Raw genomic sequence first — 14,981 nt, forward strand, 5'->3', positions numbered from 1 at the left:
CTACACCAGGCTCTTCGTGTGCCAGACCGTCTTCGTCTCGGTGAACGCCGCGATCCGGTCGAGGCTCGGGGACGCGGCATTCGGCCCCTGCTCGGGCGGCAGCACGCGCGTCAGCGTCTCGGCCGCGGCGATCTGCAGATCGACCCAGTCGAGGTCGCCCGCGCCGACCAGGTCGAGGCCGTGCACGTCGGGATGCGCCGCCAGCCACGGGGCGATCTCGGCCGGCGAACCGGTGAGCACGTTGACCACACCGCCCGGAACGTCGGAGGTGGCGAGCACCTCGGCGAGCGAGATCGCCGACAGCGGGAACCGCTGCGACGCGACGACCACGACCGTGTTGCCCGACACGAGCGCCGGCGCGATCGCCGACACGATGCCCAGGAGTGCGGTGTCCTGCGGGGCGATGACCGCCACCACGCCGGTGGGCTCGGGCACGGAGATGTTGAAGTACGGGCCTGCGACGGGGTTGCCGTTGCCCGCGACCTGACCGAACTTGTCGCACCACCCCGCGTACCAGACCCACCGGTCGATGGCCTCGTCGACCTCGGCGGCGGCGGCGTTCGCCGGGGCCCCGGTCTGCTGGACGATCTCGTCGACGAACTGGGCCCGACGGCCCTCGAGCAGTTCGGCCACGCGGTACAGCACCTGGCCGCGGTTGTAGGCGGTGGCGCCCGACCAGCCCTTCACGGCGCCGCGCGCGGCGACGACGGCGTCACGGGCGTCTTTGCGCGATGCGAGGGCCGCGTTCGCGAGGAACTCGCCCTTCGGCGTGGCCACCTCGTAGGTGCGCCCGGACTCGCTTCGGGGGAAGGCGCCGCCGACGAACAGCTTGTACGTCTTGGGCACGGACAGTCGCTTGCTCACAGTGCTTCCTTCCCGGTTCCGATCGCCCGATCACGGCTCGAGGCGGTGTCCGGCAGCGTGGCGACCGGCCCCGGTCCCTTCAGGTAGGCGAGCAGACCGTGGCGGCCGCCCTCCCGCCCGTAGCCGGACTCCTTGTAGCCGCCGAACGGAGACGACGGATCGAATCGATTGAACGTGTTGGCCCAGACGACGCCGGCCCGCAGACGGTCGGCGACCGCCAGGATGCGAGAACCCTTGTCGCTCCAGATACCGGCCGACAGCCCGTACGGGGTGTTGTTCGCCTTCTCGATCGCCTCGGCCGGCGTCCGGAAGGTCAGCACCGACAGGACCGGCCCGAAGATCTCGTCGCGGGCGATCCGATGGCTCGCCTGCACGTTCGTGAAGATCGTCGGGGCGAACCAGAATCCGTTCTCGGGGATCACGCAGTCCGCGCTCCAGCGCTCGGCGCCCTCTTCTTCGCCGATGCGGCTGAGCTCGCGGATGCGGTCGAGCTGCTCGCGCGAGTTGATGGCCCCGATGTCGGTGTTCTTGTCGAGCGGGTCACCCAACCGCAGGGTCGACAGACGCGTCTTCAGCCGGTCGACGACCTCGTCGTGGATGGACTCCTGCACGAGCAGGCGGCTGCCGGCGCAGCAGACGTGCCCCTGGTTGAAGAAGATGCCGTTGACGATCCCCTCGATGGCCTGGTCGATCGGGGCGTCCTCGAACACGATGTTCGCCGCCTTGCCGCCCAGCTCGAGCGTCAGCTTCTTGTCGGTGCCCGCGACGGCCTTGGCGATCTCGCGGCCGACCGGCGTGGAGCCGGTGAAAGCCACCTTGTTCACGTCGGGATGCCGCACCAGCGCCGCACCGGTGGATCCCGCGCCGGTCACGATGTTCACGACGCCGGCGGGGAGGTCGGCCTGCTGCAGGATCTCGGCGAAGATGAGGGCCGACAGCGGCGTCGTCTCAGCGGGCTTGATCACCACGGTGTTGCCCGCCGCGAGCGCCGGGGCGATCTTCCACGCGAGCATGAGCAGCGGGAAGTTCCAGGGGATCACCTGCCCCGCGACACCCAGGGCGCGGGGGTTCGGGCCGAGCCCGGCGTAGTCGAGCTTGTCGGCCCACCCGGCGTAGTAGAAGAACCAGGCGGCGACGAGAGGGACGTCGACGTCCCTGCTCTCCTTGATCGGCTTGCCGTTGTCGAGGCTCTCGGCGACCGCGAGCTCGCGCGCACGCTCCTGGACGAGCCGCGCGATGCGGAACAGGTACTTGCCCCGGTCGCGCCCGCTCATCGTGGACCACGTCTTGTCGTAGGCGCGTCGCGCAGCCGCGACGGCGGCATCGACATCCGCCTCGCTCGCCGTGGCGATGGTGGCGATGTGCGTCTCGTCGGCGGGAGAGATGGTGGCGAACGTCTCTCCGCTGCCCGGCCGGAACTCGCCGTCGATGAACAGCCCGTACTCGTCGCGCAGATTCAGGATCGCGCGGGACTCGGGGGCGGGGGCGTACTCGAGGAAACTCATTCTCTTCTTCCCGGTGTCTCAGTCGATGGTCACGTAGTCGGCGCCGGAGTAGTGACCGCTCTTGAGCTTCTGACGCTGCAGGAGCACGTCGTTGAGCAGGCTCGAAGCGCCGTAGCGGAAGAGGTGCGGCTGGAGCCACTCCTCGCCGACCGTCTCGGCGACCGTGACGAGGTACTTGATGGCGTCCTTGGAGGTGCGGATGCCGCCGGCCGGCTTCACGCCGACCTTCTCTCCGGTGGCGCGGTGCCAGTCCCGCACCACCTCGAGCATCAGCAGCGTCACCGGCAGCGTGGCGGCGGGCTGCACCTTGCCCGTGGACGTCTTGATGAAGTCTCCCCCGGCGAGGATCGAGAGCCACGACGCGCGCTTGATGTTGTCGTACGTGCTGAGCTCGCCGGTCTCGAGGATCACCTTGAGCGAGGCGTAGGATCCGTCGGCGCGGCGGCAGGCCTCTTTCACGCGCGCGATCTGATCGAACACCACGCCGTAGCGGCCCGCGAGGAACGCGCCGCGGTCGATGACCATGTCGATCTCGTCGGCGCCGTGGGCGACCGCGTCGGCGGTGTCGGCGAGCTTGATCTCGAGGGACGCGCGACCGCTGGGGAACGCCGTCGCCACCGCCGCCACGCTGACGCCGCCCTCGTCAGGGTCGCCGTGCGCGGAGCCGAGCGCCTCGACGGCGTAGGGGACCATGTCGCCGTACACGCACACCGCGGCCACGCGCGGGCAGGTCGGGTCGGACGCATCCGGATGGAGCGCCTTCGCGACGAGGGAGCGCACCTTGCCCGGGGTATCGGCGCCCTCGAGGGTCGTGAGGTCGATGAGCTCGATGATCTTGTCGAGCGCCCAGGCCTTCGACGAGGTCTTGATCGAGCGGGTGCCCAGACCCGCGGCGCGCTGCTCGAGGCCCACCGCGTCGACACCGGGGAGTCCGTGCAGGTAGCGGCGCAGAGTGGTGTCGTCGGGTTCTCCGCCGAGCAGCGCGACGGCCCGCTCGGGCAGCGTCTGCAGTTCGGTGCGGCTCATGGCTCTCCCTCTGTGTCGATGTGCGTTCGAGGGCCGGGCCCTCAGGCGCTCGAGCGTGCGGACGTGCGCGTGGGCTCCGCAGTCTCCGGCCTGGACGCAAAGGACAAGCCTACCCCGGCGGGCGAGCCGTCCACGGGGCCGGCGACGCTCCCGCGCCACCCGTCGATCGCGTCCACGGCTCCGATGCTAGAGCCGGCGGAGCGACGGGTCTACGGCGGACGATGGACGCTCAGCCGAGGATGCGGCGCACCTCGGCGACATCCGCGTCGATCTGCGCGACGAGCGCGTCGACCCCCTCGAAGGCGACGGTGCTCCGGATGCGGGCGGTGAACTGCACCTCCACGCGGTGCCCGTAGAGGTCGAGGTCGGTCTCGTCCAGGACGTACGCCTCGACCTGCCGGCTGGCGACATCGTCGAACGTGGGGTTGGTGCCGACGCTGATAGCTGCCGGAAACCGGATGCCGGGCCTCAGTCCGTCCGTCGAGCCCTCGTCGATCAGCCACCCGGCGTACACCCCGTCGGCGGGGATGAACCCCTCGCACTCCGACGACAGGTTCGCCGTGGGATACCCCAGCTCGCGGCCGCGCTTGAGACCGTGCACGACCTCGCCCCACACGGACGGCGCCCGACCGAGCAGCTTGGCGGCCGTCTCGACGTCGCCCTCGGCGAGGAGTTCGCGGATCCAGGTCGACGAGACGCGGCGGCCCGCGGCGTGGGCCCGGACGTCCGCGACGACATCCACGTCGAATCCGAACTCGCGACCGAGTTCAGCCAGCATCGTCGGGTCGCCCTGGCCGCCGCGGCCGAACCGGAAGTCGCTGCCGACGAGCACCGTGCGCACGCCGAGCGCCTCGACGAGCACGTGCTCGACGAACTCGCGCGGCGTGAGCCCCGCCAGCGCCTCGTCGAAGCGGAGGACCAGGGTCGCGTCGATCCCCGTCTCGGCGAGCAGCTGGATCTTCTGGTGCACGCCGATGAGATTCGGGGGGCACAGCTCGGGACGCAGCAGCGCGAGCGGGTTGCGGTCGAACGTCACGGCGACGACGCGCGCGCCGCCGGTCGCGGCGTCCACCCTCGCCCGGTCGAGGACGGCCCGGTGCCCGGAGTGCACGCCGTCGAACTTTCCGATCGCGACGACCGACGGCCCGAAGTCGGCCGGGACCTCGCTGGGGTCGCGGAAGACGATCACGACGACGCCACGGCCGGCTCTGCGTCGACCGTCCTCGCGGCCGGGCGGTGCGTCAGCAGCCACCACAGACCGAAGAAGGGGAGGACGAGGGGCACGAAGAGGTAGCCCAGGCCGAACCACGACCACACGCTCGGGTGCGCGAACAGCTCGGGCAGCACGAGGCTGAGGGTGCCGACCACCAGGACGCCGACGAGCTCGAAGACGATCGCGATCCACGCCACGACGTACCAGGCCCGCGACCCGGCGAAGATGAGAGCCAGAGTGGCCACGATGTAGACCACGGCCGACAGCGCGGAGAGCGTGTAGGCCAGCGGCGCCTCGTCGTATCGTTCGACGATCTGCACGAAGGAGCGGCCGGTGGCGGCGAGCGCCATGATCCCGTAGACGATGACGAGGACGCGTCCGATTCCGGTCATGCGGCGGCGCGGGCGAACAGACGATGACATGGCGCTTCAATCCTACGTGCGAGCGTCGGACGCGGTTCGTGAATCGGACGGCGTAAACCACATCTGTCCCATCAGTGGACAGACACACCGGGAAGTGACAATATTCACAGCACGGACCCCCAGCCGCTTCCCCAGTCCACTTCCCCAGATCCTGCGAGTTGCTCATGCGATCTTTCCGCGCCCTCCTGCTTGCCGGGGCCACCGCGGCGGCCCTGACGATCGGCGGCATCGCTCCGGCCACCGCGGCGTCGCTTCCGGCGGCCGTCACGCCCACCCCGACGCCCACCCCGAGCGCGTCGACTGCTGCGCCGCAGACCACGCCGACGCCGACGCCCACCCCGGCCGTCACGCCCAAGCCCACGGCCACGACGCCGGCGCCCGCGACGCCCTCGGCTCCCCAGCCGGCCGCCACGGCGACGCCCAGCCCCACCCCGAAGCCCACCGCGACACCGACGCCGAAGCCGACGACGCCTCCGGCGCCCGTCTTCCGCCAGCCTCTCGCCGCGAAGTCGTACACCGTCTCATCGCACTTCGGCCCCCGCTGCATCCCCGTTCAGGGCGGCTCCACCTATCACTACGGCGTCGACATGGCCGCCCGGGCCGGTCAGCCGATCTACGCGATCGCGGCCGGCGTCGTCACCGCCACGGTCACCGGCACCTCTTCGCGCGCGGGCTACATCGCGGTGCGCCACACCATCTCCGGGGCTCAGTACACGTCGATCTACATGCACATCTGGTCGGCGACCACCCACGTGAAGGTGGGCCAGACCGTGAGCGCCGGCCAGCGGATCAGCCAGGTCGGCAGCAGCGGCGTCTCGTCGGGCAACCACCTGCACCTCGAGCTGTGGAAGGCGACGTCGACCGGATCGGCGGCGCAGAACGCGGCCACGTTCCTCAAGCCGCGCGGCGTCGACCTGTACGCCGCCGCCGCCGCAGTCAACGCGAAGCCCACCCCCGCCACCTGCACGTACTACACCGTCGGCGGAGTGAACTTCCGCACCGGTCCGTCCACGTCGTACTCGATCATCCGGATGCTGCCGCGCGCGACCGCGGTGGTGCACGTCCCCGGCACGATCACCACCGGATTCATCCCGGTGCGCGTCGGCTCGCAGCAGGGCTGGGTGTCGGCGGGTCTCGTGACCCCGACCAAGCTCACGCCCGCCCCCGCGGCGGTCCCGCCGCCCGCACCGGCACCCAAGCCGGCGACCTACGCGACCACGGCCGCGCTGAACCTGCGCGCCACGGCGTCGATGTCGGCGAGGATCCAGCTCGTGATCCCCAAGGGTGCCAACGTGGGGCCGATCGCCGCGTCGAGCGGCGACTGGCGCAAGGTCACCTATGCGGGCAAGACGGGCTGGGTGCACTCCGCGTACCTCGTCAAGCGGTGACGCGGAGTCAGGCGATCTGAATCGTCCAGATCACCTGCATGCGCCACACCATGACCGCGACCGCGAGCGCGACGACCCCCATGATGACGGTGCTCCACCGGCTGCGCTCGATGAGCGCCCAGCCGACGCCGGCGATGGGGAGCAGCGCCGCGGAGACGAGGTAGACCCAGAACTCCAAGGCGCTCCCCGTGGGCGGATTGCCGACGAACGGCGCGACGATCGCCACGATGATCTGCGCCACGAGGAGCAGCTCGAGCAGCGCGAGGGAACCGACCGTGAGGTCGCTCGGGCGCCGGCCGGCCAGACCGGCGACGATGCAGAGAAGTCCGGCACCGACCGCGACGACGACCTGCACGATCGTGAACCACAGGATCATCGAGAAGCCTCCTCGGGCATGTTCATGATGCTCTTGACGTCGTCACCGCGCGCGCCGACGATCCCCACCAGCGCGCCGCCGGGGTCGATCGCCGCCGACGGTTCGGCGCGAAGTCGCCCGGCCGCGCCGGTGAGTCTCTTGCCGTGCCGAAGGTCGCGGGCCTCGTCGGCGGTGACGTCGAACCGCCCCAGCACGGCCGCGGCGGCCACCGCCGGTGAGAGCAGGGCATGCTCCGCGATCGCGTCGATGCCGGCGGCGTCGGCGACGCGGAAGGCGCCGATGCGGGTGCGCCGCAGCACGGTGAGGTGCCCGCCGACGCCGAGCGCGCTGCCGAGGTCGCGGGCGAGCGAGCGGATGTACGTGCCGCTGGAGCAGTCGACGCTCACGTCGAGGTCGATCCGGCCGTCGGAGCGCCGCTCGTCGCGCACGTCGAACCGCGAGACGGTCACATCCCTGGCTCTGAGCTCGACCGCTTCGCCTGCGCGGGCCAGGTCGTAGGCTCGGCGGCCGTCGACCTTGATCGCCGAATAGGTGCTGGGCACCTGGGAGATGCGACCGGTGAGCGCGCCGATCGCCTCGCGGATCGACTCCGCCGACAGGGACGAGGCATCCGCTGTCGACACCGTCCGGCCGTCGGCGTCGTCGGTGTCGGTCGCGACGCCGAGGCGGATGGTGGCCTCGTACGTCTTGTCGAGACCGACGATGAACGTCAGCAGCCGCGTCGCCCCTTCGACGCCGAGGATCAGCAGGCCGGTCGCCAGCGGGTCGAGCGTTCCGGCGTGACCGACCTTGCGCGTCCCGAGCGCCCGACGGGCCCGCGCGACCACGTCGTGCGAGGTCATGCCGCCGGGCTTGTCGACGAGCAGCAGTCCAGGCGACGGCATCAGCAGAAGTCCCGGAAGACGCGGCGCGGGTGGGAGAGATCGCCGTTGTCGACGATGGCGGATGCCGCGAGCTCGGGCTGCGCTTCGCGCCGGTAGAGCTCCTGCGCCTCCCGGTGCAGGACATTGGCCGGAGCGGCCGGGTCGGGATCACTGCCGTCGCGGATCGCCAGCCGCGCGTCGGCCACCTTCTCGGGCACGTCGAGCCAGAGGGACCAGTCCCACAGGTCGCGAAGCTCGAGACGGTGGAGGAACACCCCGTCGACGATCAGCACGGCGTCGCGCGGCGCCGTGACCCACTGGGCCTCCGCGGGCGCGTCGCGCACCACGTCGAAGGCCGTGAGCTGGAAGCCCGTCGCCCCCGCCGTCTGCGCGCCGTCGCGGAACGGGTCGAGGAGCACGCGCCGGAAGGTGGCGAGGTCGAACGCGTCGCGATAGTAGCCCTCAGCGCTGCCCCGCCCGCGCGCGAAACGCTCGGCTCGCGGCCGGTGAAAGCCCGCCATGCTGGCGCGGTAGACCGACGATCCCGCTTCGGCGAACACCTCGGCCAGGCCGTCGGCGAACGTCGCCTTGCCCGCCCCGTCGATGCCGTCGACGGCGATCACGACCCGGCCGCCTCCGAAGAGGTGCCGGACCTCGTCGCGGAGCTCGCGCCACAGTGTGGTGGCCGGGGTGACGGGAAGCCGCATGCGTCCAGCCTACGGCGGCTCCGGGACCGGCCCGGGCGGCGACGAGCCTAGGCTGGAGCGCATGCCCGACCTCGCGACCCCGCTGATCGCGTGGTACGCCGGCAATGCGCGCGACCTGCCGTGGCGGCGACCCGGTTTCGGAGCGTGGGGCACGCTGGTGAGCGAGTTCATGCTCCAGCAGACCCCCGTGAACCGTGTCGTGCCGCACCTGGCGGCCTGGCTGGAGCGGTGGCCCGACCCGGCGTCGCTGGCGGCGGAGCCTCCCGCCGAGGCGGTGCGCCAATGGGCGAACCTCGGCTATCCGAGGCGGGCGCTGTGGCTGCATCGTGCAGCGGTCGAGATCCGCGACCGCCACGGCGGGGTGGTGCCGCGCGATGTCGACGCCCTCCTCGCGTTGACGGGGATCGGCGACTACACGGCCCGCGCGGTGGCGGTCTTCGCTTACGGCGACCGGCACCCGGTGGTCGACACGAACACCCGGCGCGTTCTCGCCCGCGCCGTCGACGGGAGGTCGCAGCCCGGGCCGCCCGCGCGGCGGGATCTCGCCGCAATGGAGGCGATCCTGCCGGCGAGCGAGGCGGAGGCCGCGGTCGTGAACGCCGCGGCCATGGAGCTGGGCGCGATCGTCTGCACCGCCCGCAACCCGCGCTGTGAGCGGTGCCCGCTCTCGGACCGCTGCGCGTGGCGCGCAGCGGGGTACCCCGACACCGGCGACGAGCGGCGCCGGCAGGCGCGCTACGAAGGGAGCGACCGGCAGGCGCGTGGTGCGGTGATGAAGGCGCTGAGGGATGCGGCGGCCCACGCCGTCCCTCTCGACGACGTCGCGGCGGACTGGCCGGATGCGGCGCAGCGCGATCGGGCGATCGACTCCCTCATCGCGGACGGGCTGGCCGAGGCATCCGACGGACTCCTCCGCCTGCCGGCGTGAGCTCAGGCCTCTTCGTCGTCGTCCTCGCGCGGCTTGAGGTAGGGATCGGCGTCGCCGGCGTAGTTCGCGGACGACGCCAGGCCCGCCACCGCCTCGTCGCGCTCCCGCGCCTCGCGCAGGAGATCGGCGATGTGGTCGGCGTTCTCGGGGATGGCGTCGGGGATGAACTCCAGCGACGGCGTGAGACGCACGTTGAGGTGCTTGCCGACCTCGGAGCGCAGCATCCCGGTCGCCGAACGGAGCGCCGCCGCCGACGCCGCCCGCTCCTCTTCGGAGCCGAGCACCGTGTAGAACACCGATGCGTGCTGCAGGTCGCCCGTGACGCGGACGTCGGTGATGGTGACGAACCCGAGGCGCGGGTCGCGGAGCCCCTTCTCGAGTCGCTCCGCGAGGATCACGCGGATGCGGTCACCCAGTCGTGCTTGCCGTTCCCCTGCCATGTCCCTAACCTCTCTGCCCTTCGTGGCGGACGCTGAGTCGGTCCCGGCGGAGGTGGAGGCGACGGAGTCGCTCAGACAGTCGGGGTCTTGGGGGTTCCCGTTGTCTGAGCGACTCCGTCGCCGGAGCCGTAGCCGAGACCAACCGAGGATCAGCCGCGCGGCTTCTCCACCATTTCGGTCGTCTCGATCTCGTCGCCGACCTGGATGTCGTTGTACTTGCCGAGGCCGATACCGGCTTCGAAGTCGGTGCGCACCTCGGTGACGTCGTCCTTGAAGCGGCGCAGCGACTCGATGGCCAGGCCATCGGCGATCACGACGCCGTCGCGGATGACGCGCGCCTTGGCGTTGCGCGTGATCGTGCCGGAGCGGACGATGACACCCGCGATGTTGCCGAACTTCGAGGAGCGGAACACCTCGCGGATCTCGGCCACACCGGACTGGACCTCTTCGTACTCGGGCTTGAGCAGACCCTTGAGCGACTGCTCGACATCGTCGATGGCGTTGTAGATGACCGAGTAGAACCGGACGTCCACTCCTTCGCGCGCGGCGCGCTCGCGCGCCTTGGTGTCGGGGCGGACGTTGAACCCGATGACGATCGCGTTGTCGATCGTCGCCAGGTTGATGTCGGACTCGGTGATCGCACCCACACCGCGGTGGATGATGCGCAGCTGCACCGACTCGTCGACCTCGATCTTGAGGAGCGACTCCTCGAGCGCCTCGACGGCACCCGACACGTCGCCCTTGATGATGAGGTTGAGCGACTCGACCTTGCCCTCTTCGAGAGCGCGGGTGAAGTCCTCGAGCGAGATGCGCTTGCGTGCCTTGGCCAGCTGGGCGTTGCGCTCGGCGGCCTCTCGCTTCTCGGCGATCTGGCGCGCGGTGCGGTCTTCCTCGGTCACGATGAACGTGTCGCCGGCGCGCGGCACCGAGTTGAGGCCCTGCACCTGGACCGGACGCGACGGGTAGGCCTCTTCGACCGGCTCGCCGTTCTCGTCGATCATCGCGCGGACGCGGCCGTACGCCGTGCCGGCCACGATGGCGTCGCCGACGCGCAGCGTTCCCGACTGGATCAGCACCGTGGCGACCGAGCCGCGGCCCTTGTCGAGCTTGGCCTCGATCGCGACGCCGCGGGCGTCCTTGTTCGGGTTGGCCGTGAGGTCGAGACCCGCGTCGGCCGTCAGCAGGACGGCGTCGAGAAGCTCCTGGATGCCGGTGCCCTGGCGCGCCGAGACGTCGACGAACATGACGTCGCCGCCGTACTCCTCGGCGACCAGGCCGTACTCGGTGAGCTGCTGGCGCACCTTGGCCGGGTTGGCCTCGGGCTTGTCGACCTTGTTCACCGCGACCACGATCGGCACGTTCGCCGCCTGGGCGTGGTTCAGCGCCTCGACCGTCTGCGGCATGATGCCGTCGTCGGCCGCGACGACGAGGATCGCGATGTCGGTGACCTGCGCACCACGGGCACGCATGGCCGTGAAGGCCTCGTGACCGGGCGTGTCGATGAACGTGATCGCCCGCTCGATGCCGTCGTGCTCGGTCCACACCTGGTAGGCACCGATGTGCTGCGTGATGCCGCCGGCCTCGCCCGCGACCACGTTGGTCTGGCGGATGGCGTCGAGCAGTCGCGTCTTACCGTGGTCGACGTGACCCATGACGGTGACGACCGGGGGCCGTATCTCGAGGTCTTCCTCGTTCTCGGCCTCCAGCTCGGCCTCGAGGTCGAGACCGAAGCCCTCCAGGAGCTCCTTGTCTTCGTCCTCGGGCGAGACCATCTGGATCTTGTAGCCGAGCTCGGCGCCCAGCACCTCGAACGTCGCCTCGTCGAGCGACTCGGTGGCCGTGGCCATCTCACCGAGGTTGAACAGGATCGTCACGAGCGTTCCGGGCTGGACGGTGTAGCCGTTCAGCGCCTCGAGCTTGTCGGCGAAGTCGGCGATCGACGCGCCGCGGCGGAGACGGATCGTCTCGCCGTTGCCCTTCTGGACGTTGACGCCGCCGACGACCGGCGCCGACCGCATCTCGAATTCCTGCCGCTTCGCGCGACGCGACTTGCGCTGCTTCGACTTGCCGCCGCCCTTGCCGAACGCACCCGCGGTGCCACCGCCGGGGCCGCGGCCTCGACCGCCACCGCCGCCGGGACGACCGGCGAAGCCGCCGCCGGGGGCACCGGCACCGGGTGCGCCGGGACGCTGGAACCCGCCGCCGCCGGGGCGACCGGCACCGCCGGGACGCTGCTGGAACGGCGCGCCGGGACGACCGCCGCCACCGGGACGACCGGCGCCGCCGGGACGCGGGGCGCCCGGACGCGGGGCGCCGGGACGCGGCGCCTGGGGACGCGGGATGTTGCCCGGCGTCGGACGCTGGCCCATGCCCTGCGCCGACGCGAAGGGGTTGTTGCCGGGACGCGGGCCGGCGGGACGCTGGCCCATGCCCTGCGAGGAGGCGAAGGGGTTGTTGCCGGGGCGCGGAGCGGCGCCGCCGCCCGGACGCGGGGCGCCCGGGGTGGGGGCGCCCGGCTTGGGGCCGGATGCCGCGGGCGCTGCGGGAGCCGCCGGAGCGGGAGCAGCCGGCGCCGAAGCAGCCGGAGCGGCGGTGTCGGCTGCGGCCGCGGGGGCGGCGGGAGCGGCCGGCGCGGGTGCCTTCGGGGCCGGGGCGGCCGGAGCCGCGGGACGGGCAGGGCCCGGACGGGCCGCCGGGCGCGCCGGAGCGGCCGGCTTCGCGTCGGCGGGCTTGGCGGCACCCTCGGCCTCGAGCGCGGCGCGCAGCTTGCGCGCCACAGGCGGCTCGATGGTCGACGAGGGGCTCTTGACGAACTCGCCGAGCTCCTTCAGCTTTGCAAGGGCGACCTTGCTGTCGACGCCGAGCTCAGAGGCGATCTCGTGCACGCGTGGTTTGGCGTTTGCCACAATTCTCCTGTCTGGGGTCTACCCAGGCAGGGCAGACCACTATTGGCGGACGGGTCTCATTTCGAGCCGTTCACTTTGTTTCCATAGCCGTTCAGCCTTTTCGCTGGATGTGCTGTTCGATGGTCTGCGTGTCAAGCGGGCCTGACACACGCAATGCCCGCACGAAAGCGCGGCGCCGCAGCGCGGCATCCACGCATTCGCTGGTCTCGTGCACCCACGCGCCTCTTCCCGGCATCACCGCACGCTCGTCGGGGACGAGGACGGAATCGATGGAGACCACCCTGAGGAGGGCGGACCGGGGAGCACGCGTGCGGCATCCGACGCACGTGCGTACAGGTTCCATGTTACACCCCTGACCGGGTGACGACTCCGGGCCCCGGGCGGTCACGACTCCAGGATGCTGTCGGGCTGGATGTCGATCTTGGCGCCGGTGAGCTTCGCGGCGAGCCGGGCGTTCTGCCCTTCCTTGCCGATCGCGAGCGACAGCAGGTAGTCGGGCACGAGCGCCCGGACGGCCTTGTTGGAGGCATCCAGGATGAAGCTCGACGTCACCTTCGCGGGCGACAGGGCGTTCGCGACGAACCTGGCGAGCTCGGGGTCGTAGTCGACGATGTCGATCTTCTCGCCGCCCAGCTCTTCGGTGACGGCGCGCACCCGACGACCCAGCTCGCCGATGCACGCGCCCTTGGCGTTGATCGTCGGATCGTTCGCCATGACGGCGATCTTGCTGCGGTGGCCGGCCTCGCGGGCGAGCGAGACGATCTCGACGAGTCCGGCCGCGATCTCTGGCACCTCGAGGGCGAACAGCTTGCGGACGAGCCCGGGGTGCGTCCGCGAGACGGTGATCTGCGGTCCCTTGGCGCCCTTGGACACCGACGTCACGTAGACGCGCAGCCGCGAGCCGTGCGGGTACTCCTCGCCCGCCACCTGCTCCTCGGGGGGAAGGATCGCCTCCACGGAGCCGAGGTCGACGTGCACCATGCGGGGATTGGGCCCCTGCTGGACGACGCCGGCGACGATGTCGCCCTCCTTGCCGCGGAACTCGCCGAGGACGGCGTCATCGGCGATGTCGCGCAGACGCTGGCTGATGACCTGCTTGGCGGCGAAGGCGGCGATGCGGCCGAAGTCCTCGGGGGTGCTCTCCTCTTCGCCGACGACGGCTCCCTCGTCATCGAGGACCGGCACGAAGACGGCGACGTGGCCGGTCTTGCGGTCGAGCTCAGCGCGAGCGCCCTCGGGCAGCTCTCCGGTGGGGGACGTGTGCTTGGCGTAGGCCGTGAGGATCGCCTGCTCGATGATCCTCACGAGTTCGTCGAAGGGGATCTCCTTCTCGCGCTCGACGGTCCGCAGCAATCCGAGATCGATGTCCATCCTGGCCTCCGTATTCAGCTCTCACCGGCGCATCCTGCCGCCGGAACCCTCTAACGTTACCGGATGCCGCGCCGCTCGACGCTGTTAAGCCGCCGGACGGCCGAGCGTCCGCGACCTGCGTCGTGCGACGTAGGCTGACCCCATGCCGGCACCCGCAGCGAAGACCGTCGCCCGCGAGGCCGAGTCGAACTCCGCCTTCGAGGCCACGGCCCGCGCGGGGTACGTCGCGAACGGGCTGGTGCACCTGGTGATCGGCGTGATCGTGCTGGTGATCGCGTTCGGCGGCCGCGCCGAAGGCGACCAGGCCGGGGCGCTCAAGGCCGTCGCAGGCGCCCCGCTCGGATTCGTGCTGGTGTGGGTCATCGCCATCGCGCTCGGCGCGCTCGGCGTGTGGCACATCGCGGAGGGCGTCCTCGCCCGCGACCGGTCGGGCGACGTGAAGGGGGCGGCGCGGAAGTGGGGCCGGCGCGCGGCGGAATGGGGGCAGGGTCTGGTGTTCCTGGCCCTCGGGCTGATCGCCGCGGCGGTGGCCGTCGGAGCGCGCCCCGACGCCGAGCAGACCGCCGAGGCCGCGAGCCGCGGCCTGCTGTACCTTCCCGGCGGACCGATCGCGCTGTTCCTCATCGGCGTCGGGATCGGCGCGGGCGGCGTCGCGTTCGTCGTGATGGGAGTGCGGCGCAGCTTCCGCAAGCGCGTGCGGATTCCCGAGGGTGCACTGGGACGCAGCGTCGCCGTGGCGGGGATCGTCGGCTTCGTCGCGAAGGGGCTCGCGCTCGTCATCGTCGGCGTCCTGCTCGTGATCGCCGCGGTGCGTGACGATGCCGAGACCGCCGGCGGCCTCGACGGCGCCGTGGACGCGCTGCTGAATCTCGCGCTCGGGCCGCTCCTCGTCGCAATGGTGGGCGCCGGGCTGGTGGCCTACGGCGTCTTCACGGTCGCCAGGGCGCGCTACGCCCGGATGTGAGGCGCCGC

At 71.3% G+C, this 14,981-nt stretch carries 15 protein-coding genes; 3 read left to right on the forward strand and 12 right to left on the reverse strand.

All coding sequences use genetic code 11. The features are described 5' to 3' along the window. The 5 genes from ACFUTX_RS14840 to ACFUTX_RS14860 all read right to left on the reverse strand — a co-directional run bounded on the left by ACFUTX_RS14840 (position 1) and on the right by ACFUTX_RS14860 (position 5,000). Positions 1 to 864 carry an aldehyde dehydrogenase family protein gene (locus ACFUTX_RS14840; protein WP_378866273.1) on the reverse strand — a complete coding sequence of 288 codons (864 nt, stop codon included), beginning with the start codon at positions 862 to 864 and terminating at the stop codon, positions 1 to 3. Next, positions 861 to 2,369, reverse strand: a complete 1,509-nt coding sequence (locus ACFUTX_RS14845) for an aldehyde dehydrogenase family protein (protein ID WP_378866275.1) — start codon at positions 2,367 to 2,369, stop codon at positions 861 to 863. Before ACFUTX_RS14845 ends, ACFUTX_RS14840 begins: the two co-directional genes overlap by 4 nt. An 18-nt stretch (positions 2,370 to 2,387) precedes the next feature. After that, complete coding sequence (deoC, locus tag ACFUTX_RS14850) at positions 2,388 to 3,395, reverse strand: deoxyribose-phosphate aldolase (RefSeq protein WP_378866278.1); 1,008 nt, start codon at positions 3,393 to 3,395, stop codon at positions 2,388 to 2,390. 229 nt (positions 3,396 to 3,624) lie between these two features. Next, positions 3,625 to 4,584, reverse strand: a complete 960-nt coding sequence (locus ACFUTX_RS14855; RefSeq protein ID WP_378866464.1) for a bifunctional riboflavin kinase/FAD synthetase — start codon at positions 4,582 to 4,584, stop codon at positions 3,625 to 3,627. After that, the gene (locus tag ACFUTX_RS14860) at positions 4,581 to 5,000 is read right to left on the reverse strand and encodes a hypothetical protein (RefSeq protein WP_378866467.1); all 420 of its coding nucleotides are present in this window, start codon (positions 4,998 to 5,000) and stop codon (positions 4,581 to 4,583) included. The genes ACFUTX_RS14855 and ACFUTX_RS14860 overlap by 4 nt, the downstream gene beginning before the upstream one ends. Positions 5,001 to 5,194: 194 nt before the next feature. Between ACFUTX_RS14860 and ACFUTX_RS14865 the strand changes: the two genes are divergently transcribed. After that, the gene (locus tag ACFUTX_RS14865) at positions 5,195 to 6,418 is read left to right on the forward strand and encodes a peptidoglycan DD-metalloendopeptidase family protein (protein ID WP_378866281.1); all 1,224 of its coding nucleotides are present in this window, start codon (positions 5,195 to 5,197) and stop codon (positions 6,416 to 6,418) included. Positions 6,419 to 6,425: 7 nt separating this feature from the next. On the opposite strand, the gene ACFUTX_RS14870 is transcribed toward ACFUTX_RS14865, so the two are convergent. From ACFUTX_RS14870 to ACFUTX_RS14880, 3 genes are read right to left on the reverse strand one after another with little or no spacing between them, the layout of a single operon-like run. After that, positions 6,426 to 6,794 carry a hypothetical protein gene (locus tag ACFUTX_RS14870; RefSeq protein WP_378866284.1) on the reverse strand — a complete coding sequence of 123 codons (369 nt, stop codon included), beginning with the start codon at positions 6,792 to 6,794 and terminating at the stop codon, positions 6,426 to 6,428. Continuing rightward, positions 6,791 to 7,678, reverse strand: a complete 888-nt coding sequence (gene truB, locus ACFUTX_RS14875; protein ID WP_378866286.1) for a tRNA pseudouridine(55) synthase TruB — start codon at positions 7,676 to 7,678, stop codon at positions 6,791 to 6,793. Before truB ends, ACFUTX_RS14870 begins: the two co-directional genes overlap by 4 nt. Further along, positions 7,678 to 8,364 (reverse strand): uridine kinase, encoded by a 687-nt coding sequence (locus ACFUTX_RS14880; RefSeq protein ID WP_378866289.1) that lies wholly within the window; start codon positions 8,362 to 8,364, stop codon positions 7,678 to 7,680. The genes truB and ACFUTX_RS14880 overlap by 1 nt, the downstream gene beginning before the upstream one ends. 61 nt (positions 8,365 to 8,425) lie before the next feature. On the opposite strand from ACFUTX_RS14880, the gene ACFUTX_RS14885 reads away from it, so the two are divergent. After that, positions 8,426 to 9,292 (forward strand): A/G-specific adenine glycosylase, encoded by an 867-nt coding sequence (locus ACFUTX_RS14885; RefSeq protein ID WP_378866292.1) that lies wholly within the window; start codon positions 8,426 to 8,428, stop codon positions 9,290 to 9,292. Between the two features lie 2 nt (positions 9,293 to 9,294). On the opposite strand, the gene rbfA is transcribed toward ACFUTX_RS14885, so the two are convergent. The 4 genes from rbfA to nusA all read right to left on the reverse strand — a co-directional run bounded on the left by rbfA (position 9,295) and on the right by nusA (position 14,009). Further along, the gene (rbfA, locus tag ACFUTX_RS14890) at positions 9,295 to 9,732 is read right to left on the reverse strand and encodes a 30S ribosome-binding factor RbfA (protein WP_378866295.1); all 438 of its coding nucleotides are present in this window, start codon (positions 9,730 to 9,732) and stop codon (positions 9,295 to 9,297) included. A gap of 149 nt (positions 9,733 to 9,881) precedes the next feature. Then, positions 9,882 to 12,617, reverse strand: a complete 2,736-nt coding sequence (gene infB, locus ACFUTX_RS14895; protein ID WP_378866470.1) for a translation initiation factor IF-2 — start codon at positions 12,615 to 12,617, stop codon at positions 9,882 to 9,884. Positions 12,618 to 12,729: 112 nt separating this feature from the next. Then, positions 12,730 to 12,981 (reverse strand): YlxR family protein, encoded by a 252-nt coding sequence (locus ACFUTX_RS14900; protein WP_378866298.1) that lies wholly within the window; start codon positions 12,979 to 12,981, stop codon positions 12,730 to 12,732. A 41-nt stretch (positions 12,982 to 13,022) separates the two neighbouring features. After that, positions 13,023 to 14,009, reverse strand: coding sequence for a transcription termination factor NusA (gene nusA, locus ACFUTX_RS14905; RefSeq protein WP_378866301.1), 987 nt, complete (start codon positions 14,007 to 14,009; stop codon positions 13,023 to 13,025). Positions 14,010 to 14,151: 142 nt separating this feature from the next. On the opposite strand from nusA, the gene ACFUTX_RS14910 reads away from it, so the two are divergent. Further along, positions 14,152 to 14,973 (forward strand): DUF1206 domain-containing protein, encoded by an 822-nt coding sequence (locus tag ACFUTX_RS14910; protein WP_378866304.1) that lies wholly within the window; start codon positions 14,152 to 14,154, stop codon positions 14,971 to 14,973. Positions 14,974 to 14,981: the final 8 nt, after the last annotated feature.

The organism is Microbacterium sp. NPDC057407 (genome assembly GCF_042803895.1).
Classification (GTDB): domain Bacteria; phylum Actinomycetota; class Actinomycetes; order Actinomycetales; family Microbacteriaceae; genus Microbacterium.

Excerpts from the sequence above, each read along its gene's own strand:
- ACFUTX_RS14845 (WP_378866275.1), bottom strand. The coding sequence starts at position 2,369 with ATGAGTTTCCTCGAGTACGCCCCCGCCCCCGAGTCCCGCGCGATCCTG.
- deoC (WP_378866278.1), bottom strand. The coding sequence starts at position 3,395 with ATGAGCCGCACCGAACTGCAGACGCTGCCCGAGCGGGCCGTCGCGCTG.
- ACFUTX_RS14860 (WP_378866467.1), bottom strand. The coding sequence starts at position 5,000 with ATGACCGGAATCGGACGCGTCCTCGTCATCGTCTACGGGATCATGGCG.
- ACFUTX_RS14865 (WP_378866281.1), top strand. The coding sequence starts at position 5,195 with ATGCGATCTTTCCGCGCCCTCCTGCTTGCCGGGGCCACCGCGGCGGCC.
- ACFUTX_RS14870 (WP_378866284.1), bottom strand. The coding sequence starts at position 6,794 with ATGATCCTGTGGTTCACGATCGTGCAGGTCGTCGTCGCGGTCGGTGCC.
- truB (WP_378866286.1), bottom strand. The coding sequence starts at position 7,678 with ATGCCGTCGCCTGGACTGCTGCTCGTCGACAAGCCCGGCGGCATGACC.
- ACFUTX_RS14880 (WP_378866289.1), bottom strand. The coding sequence starts at position 8,364 with ATGCGGCTTCCCGTCACCCCGGCCACCACACTGTGGCGCGAGCTCCGC.
- ACFUTX_RS14885 (WP_378866292.1), top strand. The coding sequence starts at position 8,426 with ATGCCCGACCTCGCGACCCCGCTGATCGCGTGGTACGCCGGCAATGCG.
- rbfA (WP_378866295.1), bottom strand. The coding sequence starts at position 9,732 with ATGGCAGGGGAACGGCAAGCACGACTGGGTGACCGCATCCGCGTGATC.
- ACFUTX_RS14900 (WP_378866298.1), bottom strand. The coding sequence starts at position 12,981 with ATGGAACCTGTACGCACGTGCGTCGGATGCCGCACGCGTGCTCCCCGG.
- nusA (WP_378866301.1), bottom strand. The coding sequence starts at position 14,009 with ATGGACATCGATCTCGGATTGCTGCGGACCGTCGAGCGCGAGAAGGAG.
- ACFUTX_RS14910 (WP_378866304.1), top strand. The coding sequence starts at position 14,152 with ATGCCGGCACCCGCAGCGAAGACCGTCGCCCGCGAGGCCGAGTCGAAC.